The sequence below is a fragment of the Oceanisphaera marina genome (assembly GCF_014643915.1).
Classification (GTDB): Bacteria; Pseudomonadota; Gammaproteobacteria; order Enterobacterales; family Aeromonadaceae; genus Oceanimonas; species Oceanimonas marina.
The window spans coordinates 45,532-70,219 of the sequence record NZ_BMKE01000009.1; the positions used below are offsets into that span (position 1 = coordinate 45,532).

The 24,688-nt window shown below is 49.3% G+C and carries 24 protein-coding genes; 13 read left to right on the forward strand and 11 right to left on the reverse strand.

Features of this window, described 5'->3' with window-relative positions:
- Window positions 1–82: 82 nt before the first annotated feature.
- The 3 genes from rpmG to radC form a co-directional block, all read right to left on the reverse strand.
- The gene (gene rpmG / locus IEW52_RS07140) at window positions 83–250 is read right to left on the reverse strand and encodes a 50S ribosomal protein L33 (protein WP_071472289.1); all 168 of its coding nucleotides are present in this window, start codon (window positions 248–250) and stop codon (window positions 83–85) included.
- 11 nt (window positions 251–261) lie between these two features.
- Entirely contained in the window at window positions 262–498 is a 237-nt protein-coding gene (gene rpmB, locus IEW52_RS07145; RefSeq protein ID WP_188629383.1) for a 50S ribosomal protein L28, read from the reverse strand.
- Between the two features lie 132 nt (window positions 499–630).
- Window positions 631–1,305 (reverse strand): RadC family protein, encoded by a 675-nt coding sequence (gene radC / locus IEW52_RS07150; protein WP_188629384.1) that lies wholly within the window; start codon window positions 1,303–1,305, stop codon window positions 631–633.
- A gap of 150 nt (window positions 1,306–1,455) precedes the next feature.
- Between radC and coaBC the strand changes: the two genes are divergently transcribed.
- The 6 genes from coaBC (at window position 1,456) to IEW52_RS07180 (ending at window position 7,887) form a co-directional block, all read left to right on the forward strand.
- Window positions 1,456–2,682 carry a bifunctional phosphopantothenoylcysteine decarboxylase/phosphopantothenate--cysteine ligase CoaBC gene (gene coaBC, locus IEW52_RS07155; protein ID WP_188629385.1) on the forward strand — a complete coding sequence of 409 codons (1,227 nt, stop codon included), beginning with the start codon at window positions 1,456–1,458 and terminating at the stop codon, window positions 2,680–2,682.
- Window positions 2,660–3,118 carry a dUTP diphosphatase gene (gene dut, locus IEW52_RS07160; protein ID WP_188629441.1) on the forward strand — a complete coding sequence of 153 codons (459 nt, stop codon included), beginning with the start codon at window positions 2,660–2,662 and terminating at the stop codon, window positions 3,116–3,118. Before coaBC ends, dut begins: the two co-directional genes overlap by 23 nt.
- Window positions 3,119–3,135: 17 nt before the next feature.
- A complete protein-coding gene (gene slmA, locus IEW52_RS07165; RefSeq protein WP_188629386.1) occupies window positions 3,136–3,744 on the forward strand; it encodes a nucleoid occlusion factor SlmA in 609 nt (202 codons plus the stop codon).
- Window positions 3,745–3,778: 34 nt separating this feature from the next.
- On the forward strand, window positions 3,779–4,633 hold the full coding sequence (mscS, locus tag IEW52_RS07170) for a small-conductance mechanosensitive channel MscS (RefSeq protein WP_188629387.1): 855 nt from the start codon (window positions 3,779–3,781) through the stop codon (window positions 4,631–4,633).
- 99 nt (window positions 4,634–4,732) lie between these two features.
- Window positions 4,733–6,727 (forward strand): LTA synthase family protein, encoded by a 1,995-nt coding sequence (locus IEW52_RS07175; RefSeq protein ID WP_188629388.1) that lies wholly within the window; start codon window positions 4,733–4,735, stop codon window positions 6,725–6,727.
- A 260-nt stretch (window positions 6,728–6,987) separates the two neighbouring features.
- Window positions 6,988–7,887: a chemotaxis protein gene (locus tag IEW52_RS07180; RefSeq protein WP_188629389.1), complete on the forward strand. Its 900-nt coding sequence runs from the start codon at window positions 6,988–6,990 to the stop codon at window positions 7,885–7,887.
- Window positions 7,888–8,013: 126 nt separating this feature from the next.
- Here the strand turns inward: IEW52_RS07180 and pyrE are convergent, their stop codons facing one another.
- Window positions 8,014–8,655: an orotate phosphoribosyltransferase gene (gene pyrE, locus IEW52_RS07185; RefSeq protein ID WP_188629390.1), complete on the reverse strand. Its 642-nt coding sequence runs from the start codon at window positions 8,653–8,655 to the stop codon at window positions 8,014–8,016.
- Window positions 8,656–8,919: 264 nt separating this feature from the next.
- Window positions 8,920–9,651 carry a ribonuclease PH gene (gene rph, locus IEW52_RS07190; protein WP_188629391.1) on the reverse strand — a complete coding sequence of 244 codons (732 nt, stop codon included), beginning with the start codon at window positions 9,649–9,651 and terminating at the stop codon, window positions 8,920–8,922.
- Between the two features lie 156 nt (window positions 9,652–9,807).
- Between rph and IEW52_RS07195 the strand changes: the two genes are divergently transcribed.
- The 3 genes from IEW52_RS07195 to IEW52_RS07205 all read left to right on the forward strand — a co-directional run bounded on the left by IEW52_RS07195 (window position 9,808) and on the right by IEW52_RS07205 (window position 12,577).
- On the forward strand, window positions 9,808–10,671 hold the full coding sequence (locus tag IEW52_RS07195; protein ID WP_188629392.1) for a YicC/YloC family endoribonuclease: 864 nt from the start codon (window positions 9,808–9,810) through the stop codon (window positions 10,669–10,671).
- A 315-nt stretch (window positions 10,672–10,986) separates the two neighbouring features.
- Window positions 10,987–12,237 carry a tyrosine-type recombinase/integrase gene (locus IEW52_RS07200; RefSeq protein WP_188629393.1) on the forward strand — a complete coding sequence of 417 codons (1,251 nt, stop codon included), beginning with the start codon at window positions 10,987–10,989 and terminating at the stop codon, window positions 12,235–12,237.
- A gap of 1 nt (window position 12,238) precedes the next feature.
- On the forward strand, window positions 12,239–12,577 hold the full coding sequence (locus tag IEW52_RS07205; RefSeq protein WP_188629394.1) for a hypothetical protein: 339 nt from the start codon (window positions 12,239–12,241) through the stop codon (window positions 12,575–12,577).
- 198 nt (window positions 12,578–12,775) lie between these two features.
- On the opposite strand, the gene IEW52_RS07210 is transcribed toward IEW52_RS07205, so the two are convergent.
- A complete protein-coding gene (locus IEW52_RS07210; protein ID WP_188629395.1) occupies window positions 12,776–14,005 on the reverse strand; it encodes a type II toxin-antitoxin system HipA family toxin in 1,230 nt (409 codons plus the stop codon).
- Window positions 13,998–14,318, reverse strand: a complete 321-nt coding sequence (locus IEW52_RS07215; RefSeq protein WP_188629396.1) for a helix-turn-helix domain-containing protein — start codon at window positions 14,316–14,318, stop codon at window positions 13,998–14,000. The genes IEW52_RS07210 and IEW52_RS07215 overlap by 8 nt, the downstream gene beginning before the upstream one ends.
- A gap of 324 nt (window positions 14,319–14,642) precedes the next feature.
- Here IEW52_RS07215 and IEW52_RS07220 point away from each other — a divergent pair, with 324 nt between their 5' ends.
- From IEW52_RS07220 to IEW52_RS07235, 4 genes are all read left to right on the forward strand, one after another.
- Window positions 14,643–14,945, forward strand: a complete 303-nt coding sequence (locus IEW52_RS07220; protein WP_001219936.1) for a type II toxin-antitoxin system HigB family toxin — start codon at window positions 14,643–14,645, stop codon at window positions 14,943–14,945.
- Between the two features lie 31 nt (window positions 14,946–14,976).
- Window positions 14,977–15,348 carry a helix-turn-helix domain-containing protein gene (locus tag IEW52_RS07225; RefSeq protein ID WP_000354813.1) on the forward strand — a complete coding sequence of 124 codons (372 nt, stop codon included), beginning with the start codon at window positions 14,977–14,979 and terminating at the stop codon, window positions 15,346–15,348.
- A 177-nt stretch (window positions 15,349–15,525) separates the two neighbouring features.
- Window positions 15,526–15,954: a DEAD/DEAH box helicase gene (locus IEW52_RS07230; protein ID WP_373286220.1), complete on the forward strand. Its 429-nt coding sequence runs from the start codon at window positions 15,526–15,528 to the stop codon at window positions 15,952–15,954.
- Window positions 15,955–16,423: 469 nt separating this feature from the next.
- Window positions 16,424–17,128 carry a hypothetical protein gene (locus tag IEW52_RS07235; protein WP_188629397.1) on the forward strand — a complete coding sequence of 235 codons (705 nt, stop codon included), beginning with the start codon at window positions 16,424–16,426 and terminating at the stop codon, window positions 17,126–17,128.
- 305 nt (window positions 17,129–17,433) lie between these two features.
- Here IEW52_RS07235 and IEW52_RS07240 read toward each other — a convergent pair whose 3' ends face one another.
- The 4 genes from IEW52_RS07240 to IEW52_RS07255 are packed head-to-tail and all read right to left on the reverse strand — an operon-like array spanning window position 17,434 to window position 24,644.
- The gene (locus IEW52_RS07240; RefSeq protein WP_188629398.1) at window positions 17,434–18,147 is read right to left on the reverse strand and encodes a M48 family metallopeptidase; all 714 of its coding nucleotides are present in this window, start codon (window positions 18,145–18,147) and stop codon (window positions 17,434–17,436) included.
- Window positions 18,147–21,239, reverse strand: coding sequence for a type I restriction endonuclease subunit R (locus IEW52_RS07245; protein WP_188629399.1), 3,093 nt, complete (start codon window positions 21,237–21,239; stop codon window positions 18,147–18,149). Before IEW52_RS07245 ends, IEW52_RS07240 begins: the two co-directional genes overlap by 1 nt.
- The gene (locus IEW52_RS07250; protein WP_188629400.1) at window positions 21,236–23,227 is read right to left on the reverse strand and encodes a DUF262 domain-containing protein; all 1,992 of its coding nucleotides are present in this window, start codon (window positions 23,225–23,227) and stop codon (window positions 21,236–21,238) included. Before IEW52_RS07250 ends, IEW52_RS07245 begins: the two co-directional genes overlap by 4 nt.
- Window positions 23,220–24,644 carry a DUF262 domain-containing protein gene (locus tag IEW52_RS07255; RefSeq protein WP_188629401.1) on the reverse strand — a complete coding sequence of 475 codons (1,425 nt, stop codon included), beginning with the start codon at window positions 24,642–24,644 and terminating at the stop codon, window positions 23,220–23,222. The genes IEW52_RS07250 and IEW52_RS07255 overlap by 8 nt, the downstream gene beginning before the upstream one ends.
- Window positions 24,645–24,688 lie beyond the last annotated feature (44 nt).

Consider the following 24,688-nt stretch of genomic DNA (forward strand, 5'->3'; position numbering starts at 1 on the left):
CCTATCGGCTCAATGGCAGTATATCCAAGATTGCGGGCATAAAAAAACCCGGCCGGAGCCGGGTTTTCAAGAACACAAAATCTTATTTGATTTTGCCTTCCTTGTAGATCACATGCTGACGTACAACGGGATCAAACTTCTTGATTTCCATTTTTTCAGGCATGTTGCGCTTGTTCTTGGTCGTGGTGTAGAAGTGACCAGTACCAGCGCTTGAGTTCAGGCGGATCTTCTCGCGAATACCTTTAGCCATTGGTTAACTCCTTAAACCTTTTCGCCACGGGCACGCATGTCAGCTAAGACAACGTCGATACCCTTTTTGTCGATAATACGCATACCTTTAGTGGTAACGCGCAGTTTTACAAAACGCTTCTCGTTTTCAACCCAAAAACGGTGAGTTTGCAGGTTAGGCAGGAAGCGACGCTTGGTAGCGTTTTTGGCGTGTGAGCGGTTGTTACCAACAGCTGGCCGCTTACCAGTTACTTGGCATACTTTAGACATGTCAGTCTTCTCCAAAACTTACTTTTGCTCGAGCAATTAATCACCCCGTTGGCCGTCTATCGGGGCAAAATAAGGCGGCAATTTATACAGCATACTGAGCGCAAGATCAACAAAAAGCCAAAAACGCGACCATTAAAGCCAGCCACGTTCGGCAAAAGAAACGGTTTCGCCATCACCCACCACTAAATGATCCAGCACGCGTATATCTAACAACCCAAGGGCCGATTGAATGCGTTCGGTAATCATGCGGTCGGCCCGACTGGGTTCGGCGACGCCGGATGGGTGATTATGCACCAAAATGACCGCCGCAGCACCCCGTTTTAGCACCAGTGAGACAATTTCACGCGGATACACGGCGGCAGCGTCTACTGTACCAAAAAACAGTTCGTGAAACTCCATCACGCGGTGTTGATTATCGAGCAATAACAGGGCGAATACTTCTCGGGGCTGATCCCGTAATCGCGATTGTAAAAATTGCCGGGTCAGTTCGGGACTGGTCAGGGCATGCTCGCGGATCAGTTTTTCATCCAGAAACCGGCGCATCAGCTCCAGACTGGCCTGCAATTGCACGTATTTCGCCAGCCCCAGTCCCGGGCCGGAACAAAAACTGTGCTGATCCGCTAATAACAACTGGCGCAAAGAACCAAATTGATTCAACAAAGCACGAGCCAGCGTCACCGCATCCATGCCTTTGGCGCCGGTGCGTAAAAAAATGGCCAGCAATTCGGCATCCGACAGGCTGTCCGGCCCTCGATTGAGCAATTTCTCTCTCGGTCGCTCTCCCTGAGGCCAGTCTTTAATGCTCATATCACCTCCTTGTCGCAATAATGGTTCAGCAACAGTCTCGGCCTGTCGCTTTGTCATGATTACGACTAAGCCTAGCCTAAAGCCAAGCCGGCGCCGCAAAGGCTGTTTTTATGATAATCTTGCCGCTCTGTCAGCAGGTGGAAAACAGTGATGTATTTAACAGGAAAACGCATTTTAATAGGGATTAGCGGCGGCATAGCGGCCTATAAAAGCGCCGAGCTGGTGCGTCGCCTCAAAGAACGTCACGCCGAAGTACGGGTGGTCATGACAGAGTCAGCCAAGGCATTTATTACGCCGCTGACCCTGCAGGCCGTCTCGGGTGAGCCGGTATCCGATGCCTTGCTCGATCCCGCAGCCGAAGCCGGTATGGGACATATCGAACTGGCCAAATGGGCCGATCTGGTACTGATAGCCCCTGCCAGCGCCAATACCCTGGCTCGACTCAGAGCCGGGCTGGCCGATGATCTGCTGACTACGCTCTGCCTGGCCACACCGGCAACCCTGGCCGTGGCGCCGGCCATGAACCAACAGATGTACCGCCACCCCGCCACGCAAGAGAACCTGAGCGTGCTGGCCCAACGACAAACACGAATATGGGGCCCCGCACAGGGCGCCCAGGCCTGTGGCGATGTGGGTCCGGGTCGCATGTTGGAGCCCATGGAGCTGGTGGCGCTTATCGAGCAGCATTTTGCTCTCGAATTCCCGCCACAGACGCAGCCATTGGCCGGCATAAAACTGATGCTCACCGCCGGCCCCACGCGGGAAGCGCTGGACCCGGTGCGTTTTATTTCCAACCATAGCTCGGGCAAAATGGGTTTCGCACTGGCTCACGCTGCCGCACGGCTGGGCGCCGAGGTCACGCTGGTCAGTGGCCCGGTTGCATTAGCCACGCCGACGGGGGTAACCCGTATTGATGTGGAAAGTGCCGCCCAGATGCATGCCGCCGTGATGCAGGATATCGCCCGGCAGCACATTTTTATCGCCTGTGCCGCCGTGGCAGACTATGCCCCCAAAACGGTGGCCGAGCATAAAATTAAAAAAACGCAGTCCGACGCCATGGTCATAGAACTGACCAAAAATCCCGATATTGTGGCCGACGTTGCGGCACGGGAAAACAAGCCATTTACGGTCGGCTTTGCGGCCGAGACCCGGGATCTGGAACAATACGCCCGTGACAAGCTCAACCGCAAAAAACTGGATATGATAGCGGCCAACAACGTGGCCGCGGCCGGGCAGGGCTTTAACAGCGACAGTAATGCGCTGACCGTGCTCTGGCCAACAGGGAAAACCGAATTACCACTGGCCGGCAAATCCGAGCTGGCTATCCTTCTTCTCACCTTGATTGCAGAAAAATATCATGACACCCATAGAGCTTAAAATTCTTGACCCTCGTGTAGGCACCGACTTCCCGTTACCGGCCTACGCCACCCCAGGTTCGGCCGGTTTGGACTTGCGCGCCTGCCTAGACGCACCCCTGACCCTGGAACCCGGCGACACCCAGCTGTTGCCTACCGGCATGGCGATTCATATTGCCGATCCCGGCCTGTGCGCCACCATACTGCCACGCTCGGGCCTGGGCCATAAGCACGGCATCGTACTGGGCAATCTGGTGGGTCTGATTGACTCTGACTACCAGGGCCAGTTAATGGTATCCTGCTGGAACCGTGGGTCGGCGCCTTTCACCATAGAGCCGGGTGAGCGCATTGCACAACTGGTTATTCTGCCCGTGGTGCAGGCCCAATTTACGCTCGTGAACGAGTTTGACCAAAGCGAACGGGGAGAAGGCGGTTTCGGCTCTTCCGGTCGCCAATAACCGAGTGACGCGTATCCATGGCCAACATCCAAGTCAAAAAAAATCGTCGTGAACAAATCCTGCAAGCACTCGCCCATATGCTGGAAACCAGCCCGGGGCAGCGCATTACCACCGCCAAACTGGCGGCCGAGGTTGGCGTATCCGAAGCGGCGTTATATCGTCACTTTCCCAGCAAGGCGCGCATGTTTGAGGGATTAATCGACTTTATTGAAGAGACACTGTTCTCTCGAATCAATCTGATCCTGCAGGATGAAAAAGACTGTGCCTTACGGCTGCGCTACATCATGCAGCTGATACTGGGCTTTTGTGAACGTAATCCCGGCATCACTCGGCTGCTGAATGGTGATGCCCTACAGGGTGAACACGAGCGGCTGCTGGCACGTATTAATCAATTGTTTGAACGATTGGATGTCCAGCTCAAGCAAGTGATGCGCGAGCGGCGATTATACGAAGGCGAAGGCTTTGCTACCGACGAAAAAGTGCTGGCCAATCTGCTGCTGGCCTACCTGGAAGGCCGTATCAACCAGTATGTACGCAGCCAGTTTCGCCTTAAGCCCACACTGAATTTTGACAGCCACTGGCAGCTACTGCTGCCACAATTATCCACACTGACCACCCAGTCTTAATGGTCGGGCACTCTATATAACAAGAGGTAAACCGATGGAAACTGACATTCTCAGCCCAGATATCGTCAATCAGGCTCAAAGCTGGATCAGTAATAATCAGGAGCTGATTATTCACTATGCGGTAAACATTACCGCGGCAATTCTGACTCTGGTGATCGGCTTTATCGCGGTGGGCATACTCACCGGCGGTGTGAACTCGGTCATGAAAAAGCGCAATGTGGATAACACCATTTCTGATTTCGTGACCAGCCTCATCAAGTACGGTCTGCTGGCCTTCGTGATTATCGCCGCTCTGGGCCGAGTCGGGGTACAAACCGCCTCTTTTATCGCCATTATCGGTGCTGCGGGTCTGGCCGTGGGCCTGGCGTTGCAAGGCTCACTGTCCAACTTTGCCGCCGGGGTATTATTGATCGGCTTTCGTTTCTTCAAAGCCGGTGACTATGTGGAAGCCGGCGGCACCGCCGGTACCGTACATTCGGTACAGATTTTCACCACCATATTGATGACCCCCGACAATCGCATGATAGTGGTACCCAACGCCAAGATCCTGAACGACAACATCATCAACTATTCCAAAGAGAAAACCCGTCGACTCGACCTGGTCATTGGTGTGTCTTACAGCGCCGATTTGAAGCTGACCAAAGAAGTGCTGACCCGCATCATCAACGAAGACCCTCGGGTACTCAAAGAGCCAGAGTGTCGTATTGCGGTCAGTAACCTGGGCGCGTCTTCGGTCGATTTTATCGTTCGCCCCTGGGTTGAGGCCGGTGATTACTGGGCACTCAAGTTCGACTTGTTGGAGAAAATAAAGAACGAGCTGGACGCCAACAACATCGGCATCCCATTCCCGCAGATGGATATACATGTAATCAATGACAAGGTGGCATAAGCCTTAGCTCACCACATCAAGTAAAAAAGCCGCGAGTTTGCGGCTTTTTTTATGAAATATTTATTATAATGACCGCTTGATTTTCAGCCTGAGTGACCTATGTACCAACCCCGAATTCGCCTGCTGTTTCGCCTGCTCTGGGTACAAATAGCATGGCTGACACTGATTTTACTGGGTGCTCGCTACCTCATGTTTCAGCAGTTTACCGACCCCCAGATGCTGGCTGAACGGGCTGATGATGTCCGGCGCATGTGGATAACCGGGATCAGGTATGATTTACGCATTGCCGGCATGGCATTGGCACCCTTGTTACTGACCGGTTTATTGCTAGCTGCCTGGCATAACGGCTGGCAAGTCTGGCGGCGCCTGGTTCCTTTCTTTATCGCACTGATCAGCCTTATCGTGGCGGCGGCGGCCATCGGTAATTTCTATTATTACCAAACCTATCATCATCATTTTGACGTGTTCGCCTTTGGGCTGTTTGAAGATGATACCACAGCGGTGCTGGCCAATATGGGCCAGGACTATCCAGTATTGGAAGCCAGCCTGGCCGCCTTGCTGGCAGCCCTACTACCCAGCCTGCAGGCTCGGTTCCAGTTGCGCTCGGTGCCGGCCAAACGCTCTTGGCCCTGGTCGCTGTTTGTGGTGTATTGCCTAGTTGGTATCAGCATCGTATTTGTGTTTGCCCGTGGCAGCATAGGCACCTTTCCACTGCGCCGTGGCAATGCTCAGGTTTCCGAATTAACGGTGCTGAACCAACTCACGCCCAATGCACTGATGGCGCTGGACTGGGCCAGAAAAGATAAAAAAAGAGACGTCGCCTTTACACCTGCCAGTATTGAACAGGGCCAACAGCTGCTGCAGACGTTGCATTTTTCTTCTATTGATAACCAGACTCCAGCCAACGATTATCTGGCTCGGCATAAACCCCATGTGGTGATGGCGCTGATGGAAAGTCTGGGCAGCAACATGCTGGCGTTTGATCAACAAGGTGATAATGACCTGCTGGGCCGGCTGCGCCCCCACTTTGCTCAAGACTTTTTGTTCAAACGGTTTCTATCGCAAGACAATGGCACCGCACCTTCGCTGGCCGCCCTGTTTTTCAACAGTCCGGTACAGAATATCAGTCATTCTTCCGCCCAGCATGTCGATCTGGATACCCCCTTCGATATCTACAAGAAAGCCGGTTATCGCATTATTTTCATCTCTCCCGGCAACATGATGTGGCGTAACCTGGTGAATTATCTGCCGTTGCAGGGGGTGGACAAGGTTTACGATCAGAATTCACTCTTGCAGCGTTACCCAGAAGCAGAGCAATTCATGACCGACTGGGGGCTGCCAGATGAATATGCCTATCGCCTGGCCGAAACCCTGCTGGCCGAAGCCGAGACGGATCAGCCGCTGTTTATCAGCATCTTAAGCGTGACCAATCATCCGCCCTACGTCACCCCCAATACCTACCGCCCGCAGCCCGTGGCCGTGACGGCGAAATACCGGCAACACATTGAAGACGGCGCCATTGAGCCACACAACATTTTAACCACCTTCCAGTATGCGGCGGATGCACTGGGTGGCTTTATCGACCATATCAAAGGCTCGCCTCTGGCGCAGCGCACCCTGATTGCCGCGAGCGGCGATCATCAAATGCGCCGCGTGAAGGCGTTTTATCCCGATGAACAGGTGCTGGATCGGGGAGTGCCTTTTTATCTCTATGTGCCGGAGGCCATTCTGGCGCACAGTAACTGGCATTTTGATCCGCAACGCGTGGGATCCCACAAAGATATCATGCCCACCTTGTATCATTACAGTCTGTCGCAACAGCCTTACTTGGCGTTAGGCGGACGTAACATACTGGCTCCTGTTGACGACCCGGCACGGGCCTTTGGTTACAACGTACTGCTATGGATTGATCAGGAAGGGGGGTATGTCTTGAACAAGCAGCCGGTGTTTTACCCCTGGCAACAAGGCGAAGCGCTGCTGTTAGACAATGAGCTCAGTCAGCCGGTGACCGCCAAGCAGGCGGCGCGCCTTGCTGCTTATCCGCAGCTGTTGCGCTGGCACATTAATCAGCAAGTAAAAGGCAGTACGCCTTAAGCGACACGAACAAAAGGGTTCGCGATAAGCGACCGTCTGGCAGCAGTATCAGTCATCTGTCTGAGCTCGCCGCCAATCCGATTTCATAAAGTGTTATTCAAGCTGGTAAAGTCGGCCACGGGTTGGCCCTTGCGTAAAAAAATAAAAGGTTAGCGCGGCTCTACTGACGGCTAAACGTATTTAACTCGAACAAGATGTCACCGCGTAAGGTCACCAGACCCTGGGTATCCATTTTGCCAATTAAAAGGGTATGAGAATGTATGAGTAAACATCCCAAGCAACTGCAAAAGCTGTTGTTGTTCCAGCTGGCAGGCCAACGTTTGTTTGCCTTGGGCACACTGAAAATTCGCGAAATCATGCCACTTCCCCGGTTAACCCGACTGCCCAGCAGTCAGCACACTGTGATTGGCACGGCCACCTTTCGCGGCGCAGCTGTCCCTGTTATCGATATGGCCGCCGCCATAGGCTACCCGCCGCTGACGGGTGAAGATCGTGCCAACGCGTCGGTCATAGTGACCGATGTACATCGCAAAGAAATCGGATTTCTGGTACGTAACGTACAGCGTATCGTTGAAACCGACTGGAAAGAAGTATCCCCCCCGCCCAAGGCGCTGGGCAGAAATGCCTTTATTACCGGGCTGGTGAACATAGACGAACAGCTGGTTCAGCTATTGGATTTGGAACTGCTGCTGGCCAGGGTCTATCCGGAATCTCTACGCAGCCAGGATGTACTGTTGAATGATATGGAAGTTGAAACCCTGCGCGGATTATCCATTTTGCTGGTAGATGACTCGGTCGTTGCCCGAAAACAGCTGTGCGATGTGCTTGATCGTAAAAACATCGATTATCAGGTCACTCACGATGGTAACGATGCCTTGGCACGCATGATCACCGCCAATGACAACGGTAATCCCATCGATATTTTGGTGAGTGATATTGAAATGCCGGGGCTGGATGGATACGAGCTGGCGTTTCAGGTGCGTAACAACGCTCGACTGCATCAACCCTGGATTATCCTGCACTCATCGTTAAGCAGCGAGATGAGCCTCAGCTATGCCGAACAGGTGGGCGCCAACCGGGCGTTAACCAAATTCGATGCCCACGAATTGTTACACACCATGCTGGCCGCCGCAGCCGGACGAAAAAAGCAGCAAGAGTAACGTGTGAAGAGCAAAGGGGAAAGAGTGAAGAGGACGAACCTAAAACTGACACAATTTCTTTGAAGTAACTGTGTCCTAGTTTGTTCCCTTCACCCTTTACACATCACCCGTTACAGTATTTGCTAGTTAAATGCCGTATTGCTGACGATACGCCTGAACTTGTTCAAGGTGCTTAACCATGGCCGGCTGTTCACCTAAATACTCGACCAGATCAGCCAGGGTAATAATGGCGGTCACCTCGGCGTTGTAATCGCGTTCCACTTCCTGAATGGCCGACAGCTCGCCCTTGCCCTTTTCCTGGCGATCCAGTGCAATCAGCACTCCAGCCAGTTCAGCACCGTTGGCCTGAATAATATCCATCGACTCACGAATCGCCGTGCCGGCGGTGATCACATCGTCCACCAGCATGATACGCCCCTGCAGGGGGCTGCCGACCAGATTGCCACCTTCACCGTGATCTTTGGCTTCTTTACGGTTAAAACAGTAGGGCACGTCCTGATCGTGTACTTCGGCCAGCTGCACTGCCGTGGCGCTGGCAATGGGAATGCCTTTATAAGCCGGGCCAAACAGTACGTCATACTGCACATTGGCATCAACCAGAGCGGCGGCATAAAACCGGCCCAAACGCGCCAGATCACGGCCACTGTTAAACAAGCCGGCATTGAAGAAGTAAGGACTGCTACGGCCCGACTTAAGAGTGAATTCGCCAAATTTAAGCACTTCTTTGGCCATGGCAAATTCAATAAACTCACGCTGATAGGCTTTCATCAATTTTTCTCTCAATTATTTAGCCAGTGTCTCATACGACCATCACGGGCTTTAAACATTAGGTGAAGAGTAAAGGGTAAAAAGGACAAACCCTAATCAAACCCAAAACCTGTTTTTGCCACGGAATCCACGGACGAACACGGACCAAGAGCGAGATACTTATCTTTAATCATCTCTTATCAAGCCAACGTTCTTTTCGGTTTTAATCTTAATTTTTCCGTGGGTTTCGTGGATTCCGTGGCGAATAAATCTTTAGTCTTATCGTTAACTTATCGCTGGCCCAATCGCCTGACGCTGATGAGCCACCAACTCGTCAATGGACTTGCGAGCCAGAGCCAGCATGGCCAGCAACTGCTCATGAGTAAAAGGGGCCGCTTCTGCCGTGCCCTGCACTTCAATCATGTGGCCTTCGGCAGTCATGACCACGTTCATGTCGGTTTCGGCAGTGGAGTCTTCGGTGTATTCCAGATCCGATACCGCCAGACCGTCTACCATGCCTACCGAAATAGCGGCGACCAGGGTTTTCAATGGATTGGTTTTGATCATGCCCTGCTCTTGCATCCAGCTGATGGCGTGGGCCAAGGCCACACAGGCACCGGTAATGGCCGCGGTGCGGGTGCCGCCGTCGGCCTGGATCACGTCGCAATCCACGGTAATGGTGTATTCACCCAGCTTGTTCAAATCCATGGCGGCGCGCAGCGAACGACCGATCAGACGCTGAATTTCCATGGTACGACCGCCCTGCTTGCCCTTGGCGGCCTCACGATGCATACGGCTGTGCGTGGAACGGGGCAACATGCCATATTCTGCGGTCACCCAGCCCTGGCCTTTACCGCGTAAAAAACGGGGCACGCCTTTTTCTACCGAGGCGGTACACAACACCTTGGTGTGGCCAAACTCGACCAGCACAGAGCCTTCGGCATGACGGGTATAATTAGAAGTAATGGTAACGGGTCGGATTTCATCAACCGCGCGGCCGCAGGCTCGTGTAGACATGGCATTCTCCAATAGGGGTAAAATCGTGCCGCCCGGCGGGCGAAACGCCGCCATTATAAAGAAACTGCCCGCCCATTGCATGCGGCCAACCATTGGCGCTTGCCTGTGGCTGTGTCAAACTCGGGCTATTAATGGGCAACACACATCGAGAGCCACATGATCCACAGCATGACCGCCTATGCGCGACAAGAATTCAAACAAGACTGGGGTACCGCCGTCTGGGAAATTCGCTCCGTCAACCAGCGCTACCTGGAAACCTACACACGTTTACCCGAACAGTTTCGCAGCCTGGAGCCTTTGGTTCGCGAAAAACTGCGCGCGCGCCTGCAACGCGGCAAGGTGGAGTGTGGCCTGCGTTTTGAGAGCAACCTGGCCAACCAGGGCCAGCTGCAAATCAATAAATCACTTGCCCAGCAGCTGATTGCAGGTGCCGACTGGGTCATGGAAGAAGCCGGCCAGGGGTCGCTGAATCCGGTAGATATTTTACGCTGGCCAGGCGTGATGGAAGCCCAGGCCCAGGATATGGATGCCTTGAGCAACCAACTGATTGCCTGTCTGGACAAGGTCATCGATGATTTTCTGGCGGCCCGCGCCAGCGAAGGTGAAAAGCTGAAAGAGCTGATTGAGCTGCGCCTGGCGGGTATCGAGCAAGAAGTGGACAAGGTTAAAACCGAGATGCCGGCCATTATGGCCTGGCAGCGCCAACGCCTGCAGGACCGCTTTGAAGAAGCCAAAATTGAACTCGAACCCCAGCGTCTGGAGCAGGAAATGGTTTTGCTGGCACAAAAAGTCGACGTGGCCGAAGAGCTGGATCGCCTGGTCACCCACATTGGCGAAACCCGCAAGATCCTGAAAAAAGGCGGCGCCTGTGGCCGGCGTCTGGATTTCATGATGCAGGAGTTCAATCGCGAGTCCAATACCCTGGGCTCCAAGTCGATCAGCACCGACATCACCAACTCCGCGGTCGAGCTGAAGGTACTGATCGAGCAGATGCGAGAACAAATTCAAAACATCGAATAGTTTTTTCACCCGTCCAAGAATGTCTTAGAAGCCCTGTTATTTGCTTGTAAATACAGGGCTTTTTTATTTTTCCCGTCCAAATCGGTTTGCAGATGTCCGTTACCAACTACCTGTTTAGTGGTGGGCAGAATGGTGGGCAGCCCCCTCATTTTGGCTCAATAAGCGTTTTGCGGTGAGCAAATTGGTGGGCAGTAAGTTACCCAATTTTCGCATTTAACTCGCCACCACAACAGGTTAGCTGCTGATTCAATAAGCAAATCGGTGGTGGGCAGCCATTATTGCCCCCTCCATTATTTCAGCAACTATGGAGTAAACATGGGAAAACTCACAGCAAAACAGGTTATTGCATACAGCAAAGCCGACCCAAAAAAATATTCAGATGGTGAAGGGTTATACTTTTGCGTCCGCAAACAAGGCTCGCCTTATTGGATGATCCGCTACACCACAGCCAAAGGAAGACGAGAAGCAACCTTGGGGCAATTTCCTTTAATGTCGTTGGCAGACGCTCGAATTGCCGCTGCTTATTTTCGAAAAGAAGTACGTGACGGCATAGATCCTCTTCTAGAAAAACAGAAAATCGAGTTACCTGACATTGAAACCGTAGATCAACTGTTCCATGACTGGTATCGAACCGATCTGAGTAGACGACTGAAGCATCCCAAGATTCCGTATCGGGTTTACACCAAAGACATAAGCCCTGTCATTGGCATTAAGTGTATTGCTGAGGTAACTGCACGTGACGTGCGCGAAGTATTAGAGCGCATTCGAGAAAGTAACCGCCCTACCATTGCCAACGATACCTTGATGTACATGAAGCAGCTGTTTCGACATGCGATAAAGCTCGACTTAACGCTGAACAACCCCGCCGCAGCCTTTACCGTGGACGATGCCGGTGGCGTGGAGTCCAGTAAAGACAGGATGCTTAGCAAAGAGGAAATTCACTACGCCTTTAGTGTGTTTCATACCCATATCAATAGCTTTGGCCGCGACAATTACCTCGCTTGCTGCCTGTTTTTGGTATTGGGCGTGCGCAAAAGCGAACTTTGCGAAGCCATGTGGCGTGAAATGGATTTAACCACAGGCGTGTGGGATCTGCCCAAAGAACGCAGCAAAACCGGCGTGCCAATTAGCATCCCTTTACCGCGCCAAGCCATTGCCTGGTTTAACGAGTTGCAAATCCGCGCTTGTGGCTCGCCTTATGTTTTCCCTGCCAGACGAGCAAGCCATCGTCCACATATGGGGCCAGATACACTGAACCGTGCCATTTCTAAACTCTTTGGTCGCGAGCCAGGGCGCAAAAAACAGCCACCCAATAAAATGGGTAAACTTGAACACTTCACCGTACACGATTTACGCCGTACCTTTCGCAGCCTTGCCGCCTCTTTAGGCATTGCAGGCAACGTGGCCGAACGCTGTCTTAACCATAAGCTAAAAGGCGTTGAGGGTATCTACGACCGCCACGATTACTTTGAAGAGCGCCGTATTGCCCATCAAACCGTGGCTGATGTGATCGAACCGCTGGTGAACTTTGAGCACCCTTCACAGCACAACACAGGAGGGCATTAACATGCAATTTATGATGCGACTCGCCCCCATTACCTTTCCAATAGCCATGCTAGCAGGCCTTGGCTGGTGTATTGGCATTGCCCTACTCGAACAGTCTCATGGCATAGGCTACGCACTTACTCGATATTGCCTGACTACATTGGTGGTACTCGCCCCTTGGCTTTCGCTAAAACTCACGTTCTACGTGATTGTCAGCCTAGGACGCAAACTGGGGCTCATCCCGCCTACACGCCCAACGTACAGCCTAGATTATGAAGAATCACTCTATTGGTTCAGAGTATTGGCCTTCTTCGATGGCAAACGCAGCCGCATGCCGAAAAAGCCCATCAGGCGAAACTAACAAACTCCCCCATTTGCTCACTTACCGTGGGCAGTTGGGACAGTGGGGCAACACTTGATATACAAGCTTTAGAAGATGAACAAAAGTAATTTGAGCCGCCCCAAGGGATGGGGCAATCAGGGCTTGGATTAACAAAACAAGCCACCAAACATCAATATGACTGACGCCTCTGCATTTTTGTACGCGTCGGTTCTCATTTTAGCGTAGCGGTATGCTTCGCAAATGTGTTTCGATTGCTTCAATCATCGACTTGGTAAGTGGTAAATGCGCTTTTTCTTTCGCCCAGATTTCATGAAAGCCTGCTACAGTTTGCTTTGCAGTATCTAACACCAATTTTTCTGGCAACATGGCTTTAGCGGCTAAGTGTGATAACTCATCCAGCGTGAAATCACTGAATTTCTTGCTACGGCTAACCTTTAACGACGCACTATCATCGGGGATATAGGGAATGGTCGAAACAAAGTCATAAGCGGGCGCAATGGATGCCGTGCGCTTGTCTTTGTAAATCACAGACCAATTCTTCAAATGCATATCGGCATTGCCAATTAACGTATTGAACACCAATCTGCGTGTAAATTCTGCGATGTCCTCGTCTTGACCTTCGATGCCGATAACCTGAGCAATATTGCGCATACTCGCTTTTTTGTATTTATCTTGAGGATAGACACCAAACACTTGTGCAAAATCTTCAATGTGTACGGCTTGATCATCTGCACGATCAAAGCGCTTAATCACAAACGCCTGAGCATTTTTAAAAGCATCACCAAATTTACCAATACCCTCTGGGATATTAGCAATCTGGTTAATGGGGAGTAGCCGCGTTTCTGGTACATCCATTCCCAACATGCGAGCCAATTCCATCATCGAATATTCATTTTCTGGCACTGCGTCAAATCGAGACGACGGCAACTTCACAATCCAAGAGCCACCTTTACCGGTTGCTGGGATGGTCAAACCGCCGTTTGCTTGTTGTACGGCTGAAAACTTCAACTGCACACCCGCCAATGAAAAACGCATTGGCGATTCAATTTTCGTTTTATCGTCAATACCTTGATGCACATTAGGTGGTAAGGCTTCACCATCCGCTGGTTCAACCGTGATCGCGCCTGCTAAATCCTGCCCTAGCACCCACAATAGAAAAAATTCTCGCGCGGGGTTCACTCCGGCACGCTCTGCCAGGTAATTCCGCATCGTTTCTTCTGGTAAAAGGTTGGAGAAAAACGGGGTTAACTTGGTTTGGGTCGGTTTGAAGTTAGTCAGTAAGCCACCCAGTGCATCTTTAAAACCCAGCCCTAACACGGGCCGCGATTCGTCATGAATGTACGAATCCATAAATGCAAAAAGCGTTCTGTCATTGCCCACGTTGGTGATCGTTGCGATGGGCTCACCGTAGAGCAACACGTTGAGCGTAGAAACATGATTAGTCATCGTCGTCTTCCCCTAACTGATATGCCGGTGACATCTGCTCAGCTTCATCGCTGATACCGTTAATACCTTGGCTGCTTCGAATGATCGACTTGATGGCAGGAACTGACTTTTTAGGCGCAACCAATAGCTCTAGGTCGAGTACACGGGCAAGTGCAATTAAACTGGATATTCTTAAATCAACACCGCCAGACTCGATTTTCGAAATATGGCTTTGCGGTACACCCGACCGTGCGCTTAACTCTCTTTGGCTAAACCCCTTGCGTACCCGAGCTTCTCGAAGACTTTCTAGTATCTGCGATGTTACATAGCTCATTACGATAGGCCTTAATGCATCATTTGATAAAAATTATATATAAAAACATATCACCGTAATCCCACAAACACAAGAATGATCAGCTATTACATATCAAAAATCGCTTTTTGATATGTAATAGCTGATAAACCGTAACGCACGAGCTCACTTACTGTGGGCAGTTAGGACAATGGGGCAGCACTTGATACAGCGAGCTTTAGAAGATGGATAAGAGGAATTTGAACCGCCCCAAGGAATGGGGCAATTGGGGCCGTGCCAACAACTCCTTTCAGTCAATCAAACTACAAACTTGCAAAAGTCCCAATATGGGACTAACATCTGTTTATGAGAATTATCGCACTATCAACCTTAAAAACATTTTGGGAAGACAGCCCAGAATACATTGACGCGAAAGAGCCAACTTTAGCGTGGTATAGGCATGCATTAAACGCTGATTGGGGATCACCGTCGGATGTGAAACAGGACTTTAGAAATGCCAGCATCCTCAAAGATGGGCGTGTCGTGTTTAACATTGCCGGTAATAAATACCGATTAGTCGTTTGGATCAATTATGCCTACAAGGTGGTTTACATACGGTTTATCGGCAGCCATGCACAATACGATCAAATTGATGTGCAAACGATTTAAAGCCAAAAGGTAGTAACAAGAGGTAAATATAATGGACATCAGACCTATTAAAACAGATGCCGACTACCGCGCGGCATTAAACGACATCGAAAACCTAATGATGGCGGAGCCAGATACCATTGAAGGCGAAAAGCTGGACATTTTGGTTACGTTAGTCGAGGCCTACGAAGCAAAGCATTTTCCAATGGATTTGCCAGATCCTGTTGAGGCAATAAAGTTTGAGATGGAGCGCAAAGGATTAACGGTTAAAGATCTTGAACCCATGATAGGTAAAAGCAATCGTGTTTATGAAATCCTAAACCATAAGCGATCACTCACGCTAAAAATGATTTGGAAACTTCATGAAGGGCTAGGTATTCCAGCAGAGTCGCTCATCAAACCGCCGCAAGTTCGCGCTTCATAGCGCTGCGCATAAAAGTTATGTTGTCATGAATGACGCTCGCTACCCAAACATTTCTGCTATTGATAACAGGCTAGCTGAGCTTGAAAACGAAAAGCAGCAGCTTCTCGCATTAAGAGAGGCTTTGCATAGCGCTCAAAACGAGTGTTCACCCGTTAGTCCTTACAGAGCGCAGAGTACATACACTCACAACTTACCAAGATGGGTATAAGCACTGTCGTACTCAAAGGCGCCATGAAATCTGCCGAACGCAAGAACGCTGACAATCATCTGCAATCGGCTCAAATTGTCGTCGCAACAGGAAAATATGTGGGTGAAGGGTTTGACCTACCAAGACTGGATACGTTGTTTTTGGCCATGCCAATCGCATGGAAAGGTACATTGGCCCAATATGCCGGTCGAATTCATCGTGAATCGGAAGGAAAAACACAAGTCACCATTCACGACTATGTAGACTGCGCCCTCCCTATGCTGCAACGCATGTTTAAAAAACGCGAGAAAAGCTACAAGGCTATGGGGTACGCCCTTGAGTACATTGATGACAACAGTAACAAGCAACCTTCACTGAAGTTAGAAAACGTCCCTTCATCAAATACCAAGCCAAAATAAACAGCAGCACTTCATTAAACACTTCCCCATGCCTTTACCCCCATACGCCAAAACCACTATCCGTTTGGCTTTTGGATCGAAACGCCAAACAGGGAAATTAGCCCATTCACTGTTTGGCGTCTCGATTGAAGTCCAAAGCCGGCAGGCCTTGCCAGTACTGGTTCAAAGCAAGGTTTGGCACTTTTTATACTCTAAACCAACCTCGAATCCAAAGTACAAACCGTTTGATTTTTTAAACCCAGAATGCAAACGATCGTTTGGCGTCTCGATTTTTTTGCACTTGGCGAATGCCGCCAAACAGAGCCGCATTGGACGATATATTTCAAACAGTTAGCCGCGCACAGGTCATCATAAAAAACCGATTTGACTGGTGAGTTTGATGGCCATTTCTTTCATCTAATTCACCACTGAGTCTGCACCCGACGACTGAAAATAGACGGCATGATGAACCAACAAGGTGATAAGTGACGTGTTATGGGCAAGTGGTAACGATTGGGATAGAGAATGGATACAGCAGGTGGTCGCTTTACTGGTTGGGCATGGCGCGTTTACTCTCTACCCAGCATTAAGCCAGTGCGAGAATGCCGCCGAACGCTTAACCCGCTGGCTGACCTATCAGTTACCGCGCGTTAAACAAGCACACGCAGGCTGCCCGATTCATCAATGGCTAAATAGCATTGGCGCACAAGTGATCTTAGAAAAATGGCAAAGCCCCGAGCAATGGCCAAACCTGTATTGGCTACCTTTACCTGAGGTTGATGGCCACGCGCAAGGCGGGTTAGTTTTGTTACCAGCGCATTTATTACCGGCAGATTTTTTATCGGTATATGTGGATGGCACAATTCAAACCAGAACATTGCAAGCAAACACGCCCGCCAACGCCTGCATCTTTTGGTGCATTTCGCCTTTATCTAAAACAGGAAAGCGCGCTACCTTGCACCCCAAACAGCAAAACCGAGCTTTTTGCCTGCCCAGTTCGTCGGAGCAAATGGGTAAATCGTGCATGGGGTTATTACTGAGCGGTTTAAGAAAAGAAAGCCAAAAACGAAACGGCAGCGTGATCAGCCACCAGATTAACCTAGCGCTGCTGCACCACCTTTGTGGGCCGGAGAATGATGTGTGGATTACGAGCAAATGCTTTGGTAACGAGAACGAAACTCAACAACAAGGCTAAATAACTTGATATTTGTTTTGAAGAAAACCACAATTTCACTCAAGCTATTTAAAGCTGGTTGAGCCTTTACCTAGCGTTTTGGCTCGTGGCTGCGCCTCAGTCGCCGTTAAGACTGGGGCTTATCTCTTACAAACTACCCGAAATCACAATCTCAAGAAACGGGTAGCGGGAGGGGTGTTGTTGGTGCGATTTTAATATTAATAAAGCTGAATGGCCATCTATTCGCACCATCTCGTGTAGAACCACGAAATGGTCAGCAATACCCGTTAATACCCCTGTTCACCTGCATTAAACAAAACCAAACTTTAATAAATCCAATTATTATGTGCTAAAGGCATTCGGTTTAACAAATCACGGCGCTCTCGCCAATCGGGAAGTAGCTTGTCCATATACCCCTTGAAGCGTTCATTGTGATTACGCTCAAGCAAGTGCACCAATTCATGCACTAGGATGTACTCCAAACACTCCGGTGGCTTTTTAGCAAGTTCTAAATTCAGCCATATACGCTTCGCCTGCGTGTTGCAGCTGCCCCACTTGGTTTTCATCTTTTTGATTCCCCAATCGGCAGCTGTAACGCCGATCTTATCTTCCCAAACAGGCAATAACTCAGCGATTCGCGCTTTAAGCGCATCTCGATAATATGAGCTCAGTACCAGCGCCTTGTTCTCAAGCGTTGTTGCGGGATTGACATATAAATGCAATCGACCACGACCTAGCTTGACTTCATGCTTTCCGGAACGCTCGATAAGATTCAGACGGTAACGCCTGCCCCACAGGTAATGACATTCACCGCTAACCATTGCTCGATCAGATTGGCGAGGTTGTTTGGCAAAATCACTCTGCTGTTTCTTGATCCAAGGAATGCGGCTGATCACTGCCATACGGATTGCGGTTTCTGTCATAGATTCAGGAGCAGAAACACGCACACGCCCATCAGGTGGCAACACGCTGATATGAAGGTTTTTAATTGCCTTACGATTTAACTGCATCGCAATAGAACCAATTTCTACCTTAGGCATCAATGGTACTCTTTTTGCGCTTTTGCCAATTCCATTACACCCTGAATATCCACCTCATACCCCGTCGTTTCTTCTCGCACCGCATTGGCAATTTCTCGCTCCTTAAATCGATCTCCCACCCAATCCGCTTTTTTGGTATAACGAATGGCACTATCTATTTTGGTAGCCAGCAATTCATCTTGACCAAAATTATCGTAAAACGCGCGTTTTGGATTAGAGTCCATCGATGGCGGATATTTAGCCGCTGTCTGCTCCGGACGTACAACCTTACGAGATAGCTCGCGGATTTTTTCCAGATACTCTTGATATTCAATCGCTTTTTGGCGACGAAGCTCAATCAGCTCATCCAATAACACCGACATTTGCTCGTAATACTTAGGGTTAACCGGGTTTTCATCAACGATGGTTTTACGCACGTTATTTTCGATGGTTTCGGCCATGGCTTCCTGATTCTTGCGAATACTATCAGGCAAAGCCTCCACGGCATCAGCGCCTTTTTCGACAATGAGCTCAATAAGCCCCAGCTCTTCAAAATCCATCAGTACTTCGCTGTCATCCGCACGAATATACATATCTAACAAATGGCGCATCGCAGGCTCAAAGCGTTTCATTTCTACCAAATCGCCACTGGCCAGTTTTACTTCGTCACGTACTTTTTCAAAATGAGCCACTTCAGCTCTTATCAAGTCTACATCTTGCGCGCAATAGCCTGCATCAGGCATTTCATTGGCGATATTGGCGAACGCACGCAGCAGTTTGGCAACGTTCTGATAAAGCGTTAAACGCAGTGCTTCTTTCTCGGTGAGCTCGTCTTGGTTCAGACCTGACTTACCACAAAAATAATAAATGTAGTCTTCCGTATTGCGTGGCGCTTTTACCGGCTCACACAAGGCGCGCACCATTTCCAGCGCATTATCCAAATCGAGCTTGGCTTGCTCTAAACGATCTTTCAGCAGCCCTGCAACGTCTTCCTTGTCATAACCATCAAATGCGCCTTGAGTATAATCAGAAATCGCTTTATCCAACGAGCGGAACAGATCTTTGTAATCAATGATGTAACCATATTCTTTATCATCGCCATCCAAGCGGTTCACGCGGCAAATGGCCTGAAACAGATTGTGATCAGCCATCTGTTTGTCGATATACAAATAGGTAGCCGAAGGGGCGTCAAAGCCAGTCAGCAATTTATCGACCACGATGAGCAAACGCATTTGTCCTGGTTCATCAATAAATTGCTTTTTAACTTCTTTTTCAAACTCTTCAACCCGGTTTGCAGCCTTGTCTTCCGGTTGCTCGAAGTAATCCGCAAGCATTTTGCGGTAAATATCGTATTTAAAGAGCTTTTCCGTTAAACCTTCACCGGTTTCTTCCCCTTTAATGCTTGCAGCAGTCGGCTGAAAACTGGTGACAATAGCCACCTTACCGGCTAAATCTGTTTGGCTGAACATTTCATAAGCTTTACAAGCTTGATAGACACTAGAGCAGACCAACATCGCATTGCCGTAGCCATCCATCAGGCGTGGCTTGGTGTCCATATCCAGCAAAATGTCATTCACAATCTGCTGTAAACGCGATTTACTGGACAGCACCTTTTGCATGGTGCCCCATTTCTGTTTCAACTGGGTTTTCGCTAATCGAGATAAGCCGCGAGTTTTGGCTTCAAACCATTCATCGACCTTTTTCTGCGAAGTGACGTTTTGGTCGATGTCTCGTGCTTCATAGCGCAAGTCGAGCACAACACCATCGGCCACGGCTTCATCAAACTTATAGGTGTGAATGTAAGGGCCAAATACCTCAACCGATTTTTTCTTGTCTTTCTTCATCAAGGGGGTGCCGGTGAAGCCGACAAACATGGCTTCTGGCAGGATGGACTTCATCGCTTCGTGCAACTTGCCCGATTGAGTACGGTGACACTCGTCCACAAACACAAACAAATCGCCTTTGGCTTTAAAGTCCGATGGTAGCGATTTCTTTAACTCGGCAATAAACTCATCTGTCGCGGTATCGTTTTCCGAATCAGACTGCCGACCAAATTTATGGACTAAAGAGCACACCAACCAAGGGTTGGGCTGATTGAGCGTCGCCACCAAATCGGCACCGCTTTTGGTGCGATAAATATCTTCCTCAACACCAGTGAACACTTTTTCAATCTGCTCATCCAGCTCGGTACGATCAGTCACGATCAATACACGGGCGTCTTTGACATTTTCACGTATCCATTTGGCCAGCCATACCATAGTGAGGCTTTTGCCAGAACCTTGCGTATGCCAAATAATGCCGCCTTCACGCCTTGCGATATGGCGTTTTGCCGCTTCAATACCAAAGAATTGATTGTGGCGACAGGTCTTTTTTATACCCGCATCGAAAACAATAAAATCATGGATAATTTGCAGCAAGCGCGCTTTGTTACACACGCGGCTCAGGTGAAAATCGAGTTTGTGGCCATAAGGATTGGCAATGTCTTCCTTCCACTCAAGGTAGTGTTTTTCAGGCGTTTCAATGGTGCCGTAACGCAAGCCTTGCGTGTCGTTACCCGCCATCACCAATTGCATGGTGGTAAAAAAGTTACGGATAAAGTCTTTCTTTTGATTATCGAGATTCTGCCGAATACCCTCTGAAACCGACACCGAAGAGCGTTTTAATTCGATAACGCCCAGCGCGATACCGTTTACATAGAGCACAATGTCTGGGCGCTTTTTGTTTTCGCCTTTAATCGAGACCTCTTCAGCAAGGGCAAAATCGTTCGTCTGTGGATTCTTCCAGTCAATCAACCATACCGTCTCATTGAGATGGCCAGCGCCTTCTTTGTCTTTCACGCCGTAGCGCAGCAGGCGGTACACCTCTTTGTTGGCGTAGTAGAGCTTTTTGCCTTCGCCCAGCGCTGCTGCTGTATCCAATTGGCGAATGGCACGGTTAATCAGTGATTCGCTGACACCGCGTTTTTTTAGCCAATCGACTAAGATTTCAACTTCAATGTTTTTATTATTGGCACGATCCTGCCAATCGCCTAGGTAGCGATAGCCCAAATCGGTTTGAAAAAACTGAACGATACGGTTTTGGGTAGCTCGTTCGCGCTGGCCTACGTTACTCATAACGGCGTCCCCTGTTTAGAATCATCTTCCAGCAGCCTGAGCATTTGCTGTTCATGCGCTGCTATCTGCGCTTCATCCCAAACGCCTGCACTTTCCATAAGCTGAATCATTCTGTAAAGTTTCAAAGAGTCGATGCTCTTATCCTTAATCGCTGCCTGAAAATAACCACGTTTCTGATCTGGCTGGAAATTACTCAGGCGTGAGTTTTTGCTGTGACTGATCAAACACAAATTGCCAAAGCGGTGTAAGACCTGCTTATCCAAAGGCTCATAGGCTTCCATTGGATTTTGTGGTGAGAAGTGCTCGACAGAGCTTCGAAAAGTAAACTCAAACCGCTGAATTACCTCATCCGCACTGCGGCCTTCTGCAGTAGCTTCTCGCCAAATCAGGTAGTCAAGGTAGTTAAACACCAGGTTATTTTCGATGTTGCCATATTTAAGTCGGTCTAAGGCCTCTGCATTTTCAGCATTAAACACCGGATAGCCAGCTTCCTGAAAAATCATCTGATAGTACTCTAAGCCACCTGAAGTATTTAAAAAGCGCCCGTACACGAACTGACGTGCCAAGTCCTCCAACTGCTGCAAATAAGCGGGGGCAGTGACCTGCTCCATTTGATAAAGCAGATTCAACGCACCATTGAGCCAGTGCTTATAAACCTGTGTAGGGGTGGAAACATGAAGTGCGCTGAGTAATAGCAAAATACGGCGGTTAATTCCCTCATAGCCCCCTTCCGCTTCCTGATCAAAGGTGTTGATATAGCTTTGGCTTTTTTCATTGTAAAAATGCAGCCGCTTCAAACTCCAGCTGTCATCACCATCGGAGAACTCACGCTTGATTATGTACTGGTCAAACAGGTATTTGGTTTTAAGCAGGGCAAAAACAAAACTCTGAACATGCTTTGCTGATGGCCTCACATGCTCATCAAACTGTTTAATCAGCTGCTTGTCATCCAGTGGGATATCTTGGCCCGTCCAGATTCTCAACACATGGAGTAAGAAGTTTGAAAAGTTGATCACGCTGTTAAAGCGCTCTGGTGCTGGTTCGTTGCTACTCTGCTTTGCTGGTTGCTGATAGGTACTTGCTAAAATTGCAGCTAGGTTTTTTTCCTGATCACTGTGTTCTGTACCCTTGGGCTTATCTGAATCGTTTTTAAGGAGTTGGCAAAGCTCAGCAAAATTTGATGGTTTAAATTGCCCCCATTCATTCTTGCCAAAAATTCGGTGCCGCTCAAATGGTGTAAAGCCATATTGAATATAGCGTTCCATGTTTGCTGCTGCGTCCCAAACCTTGGTTAGCGCATTAAGGCTAGCGGCTCTTTCTTCTTTCTCTTCAAGGCGATAGAGCACATCCATCAGCCGCGCTTTTACCACTTCGTGCTTTTCAAGTTGCTCACCACGGCTGTTCATCACCTCAAAATAATGGTTCAGATCCGTATCTTGGGGGACAGGTACCCGCGTAATCTGAACCTGGTCGAATAGGCATATACAAAAGTCGTTGAGCTGAGTACCCAGTGCAAGCAAACGCTTTTCAAGCAGCTTGTAACCATTGAGTAAACTAAGGTTGCAGTCTTCATTATTCAGCTCATGCAGCGCCACACCTTGCATCAATCGATCCAAAGTGCGGGAAGAACGGGGCCTACTTTCAAAAAGCAAGTTAGGATTTTTAAACCAGTCCATGTCGACTGTTATATCGCCAGCCTTGGTCAAGCGTTGCAGGCAAATCGCCAGCAAAGTCAGGGTTGTAAATCGCTGCTGTCCATCGATCACCTCAAAGCTTTTATCCGAACGGTTAAAAACGACAAGAGTCCCAATGTAATAGGTCTTTTTAGCATTTCCATGCTGCCCCAATCCAAAATCCTGAACATCCTGAATCAATTGGTGTATTTCACCTTCTTCCCACGCATAGTTACGTTGATACATGGGCACGCAATAGCGATTCTGATCGGCCATCAATTCACGAACACTGAAGCTCAACAACTCATTATTCATAGTATTTCAGCTCCTTGAACAGGCCGACAATGGCATCCAGCTTAGTGCCCTTTACATTCTTGATGGTCTCCAAAGGATGATTCAGAACATCAACAGGATGAATGGCATTCTTGATCAGTTTGAACAGGTTGTTTTCACGAGCGTGATTGTCCATGGTGGCCAACTGCACGACCTGCATCTGCAAGCGGCAACCATAGGCCCAAACAAACAGCTTCTCGACCGCTGCTGAAATATCCTGAGTGCCAAACTTATCGATGTAGTAAATCAGCGCACAGTCAAACAGGTTGCGGATGTACTTGTCACCTGTTCGGTAGCGCGACGGATAGTTGTTGAGGACATGAATAATCGTGCTGGCTCGTTCGTCTAATACCGCACCCATAAGGGTTATCTGCTTGCCATTGCTGCCGTGATGCTCGTCATCAATCACTTGGCAGATGAGCTGCTGATAATAGTTGATCATTTCAAAAAACCGGCGACCATTAATGACCATTTGGTCCAAGTGAAACGGAAACCTCATTTTCTGACGGTCAATTTGCCGCTGATACTGGCTGTTATAATCATCGACAAAATAATGAGCGATCCGCAGTGACTCTGTATAGGGGTAAACCCCGATAGAGTCCAGATTTACCCCCTTGAAAACGGCTACCTTGTTTTTGTTAAAATGCTGGGCAGACTTACCCTCAGCCCACTGACGAATGCGATACAGGTAATTTGCGAAGGTGTTGCTAAGCGCTGTACTGTCCAGACTTTCCCAATGACTGACCGTTATTGCTTTCAGGTCAGCTTCTGCTTCAGAAAATTCCCGCAGATGGAAAGCTTTGAGCAGGTCATGTGGGTCAAGGTCACGCCCGCGCGCATTTTGTGAATCAAAAAACTGGAACGCTTCTGAAACATCTTTCAGCACAAAGCAGACCAGCTGGCAGTCATTCAACAAGAAGTATACATCCTCCTCGCTAAACGAGGATTGTGACACCGCCCGACGAGCGGCCAAAAAATTCTGATGCAGGTTGTGGTGGCTGATGTCGCTATTGAATGTTTGGCGCTCCATAAAGGCATCAATTTGAGGTGCTAACAGGTCAAGCTTTTTGTTGACATCCTCACGCACCAACTTAATACCATCCTGTTTACGCTCCACCAGAATGGCCTTGACTAACAACAACAAAGTTAGCGTCCGTTGTTGACCATCGACAATGTCCAGCGTATCAGTAGGCTTACTCTCTTGATCACCATAATGATGGTGAAAAACCACTGTCCCTAATCGGTAAGCAGACTTATCCCTATAACGACGAAGATCAGCCAGCAGGTCATTCAGATTTTTCTGCGTCCATTTGTACGGCCGCTGGTACGCAGGAATACGCAGCTCGGGGGTTGCCAGTAAATCCGCTACCGAGATGATCTTTTGATTCAGTCTGTGCATTTAACAATCCTTGTTGTTGCGTATACCGGTTCAGCTAGAACAGA

What these genes read in the sequence shown, in the direction of transcription:
- IEW52_RS07195 (WP_188629392.1), top strand. Translation starts at nt 9,808, where the DNA reads ATGATCCACAGCATGACCGCCTATGCGCGACAAGAATTCAAACAAGAC.
- IEW52_RS07215 (WP_188629396.1), bottom strand. Translation starts at nt 14,318, where the DNA reads ATGAGCTATGTAACATCGCAGATACTAGAAAGTCTTCGAGAAGCTCGG.
- radC (WP_188629384.1), bottom strand. Translation starts at nt 1,305, where the DNA reads ATGAGCATTAAAGACTGGCCTCAGGGAGAGCGACCGAGAGAGAAATTG.
- rpmB (WP_188629383.1), bottom strand. Translation starts at nt 498, where the DNA reads ATGTCTAAAGTATGCCAAGTAACTGGTAAGCGGCCAGCTGTTGGTAAC.
- IEW52_RS07180 (WP_188629389.1), top strand. Translation starts at nt 6,988, where the DNA reads ATGAGTAAACATCCCAAGCAACTGCAAAAGCTGTTGTTGTTCCAGCTG.
- pyrE (WP_188629390.1), bottom strand. Translation starts at nt 8,655, where the DNA reads ATGAAAGCCTATCAGCGTGAGTTTATTGAATTTGCCATGGCCAAAGAA.
- mscS (WP_188629387.1), top strand. Translation starts at nt 3,779, where the DNA reads ATGGAAACTGACATTCTCAGCCCAGATATCGTCAATCAGGCTCAAAGC.
- IEW52_RS07240 (WP_188629398.1), bottom strand. Translation starts at nt 18,147, where the DNA reads ATGCCTAAGGTAGAAATTGGTTCTATTGCGATGCAGTTAAATCGTAAG.
- IEW52_RS07250 (WP_188629400.1), bottom strand. Translation starts at nt 23,227, where the DNA reads ATGAATAATGAGTTGTTGAGCTTCAGTGTTCGTGAATTGATGGCCGAT.
- rph (WP_188629391.1), bottom strand. Translation starts at nt 9,651, where the DNA reads ATGTCTACACGAGCCTGCGGCCGCGCGGTTGATGAAATCCGACCCGTT.
- IEW52_RS07175 (WP_188629388.1), top strand. Translation starts at nt 4,733, where the DNA reads ATGTACCAACCCCGAATTCGCCTGCTGTTTCGCCTGCTCTGGGTACAA.
- IEW52_RS07210 (WP_188629395.1), bottom strand. Translation starts at nt 14,005, where the DNA reads ATGACTAATCATGTTTCTACGCTCAACGTGTTGCTCTACGGTGAGCCC.
- coaBC (WP_188629385.1), top strand. Translation starts at nt 1,456, where the DNA reads ATGTATTTAACAGGAAAACGCATTTTAATAGGGATTAGCGGCGGCATA.
- slmA (WP_188629386.1), top strand. Translation starts at nt 3,136, where the DNA reads ATGGCCAACATCCAAGTCAAAAAAAATCGTCGTGAACAAATCCTGCAA.
- IEW52_RS07255 (WP_188629401.1), bottom strand. Translation starts at nt 24,644, where the DNA reads ATGCACAGACTGAATCAAAAGATCATCTCGGTAGCGGATTTACTGGCA.
- IEW52_RS07220 (WP_001219936.1), top strand. Translation starts at nt 14,643, where the DNA reads ATGAGAATTATCGCACTATCAACCTTAAAAACATTTTGGGAAGACAGC.
- IEW52_RS07225 (WP_000354813.1), top strand. Translation starts at nt 14,977, where the DNA reads ATGGACATCAGACCTATTAAAACAGATGCCGACTACCGCGCGGCATTA.
- rpmG (WP_071472289.1), bottom strand. Translation starts at nt 250, where the DNA reads ATGGCTAAAGGTATTCGCGAGAAGATCCGCCTGAACTCAAGCGCTGGT.
- IEW52_RS07245 (WP_188629399.1), bottom strand. Translation starts at nt 21,239, where the DNA reads ATGAGTAACGTAGGCCAGCGCGAACGAGCTACCCAAAACCGTATCGTT.
- IEW52_RS07205 (WP_188629394.1), top strand. Translation starts at nt 12,239, where the DNA reads ATGCAATTTATGATGCGACTCGCCCCCATTACCTTTCCAATAGCCATG.
- IEW52_RS07200 (WP_188629393.1), top strand. Translation starts at nt 10,987, where the DNA reads ATGGGAAAACTCACAGCAAAACAGGTTATTGCATACAGCAAAGCCGAC.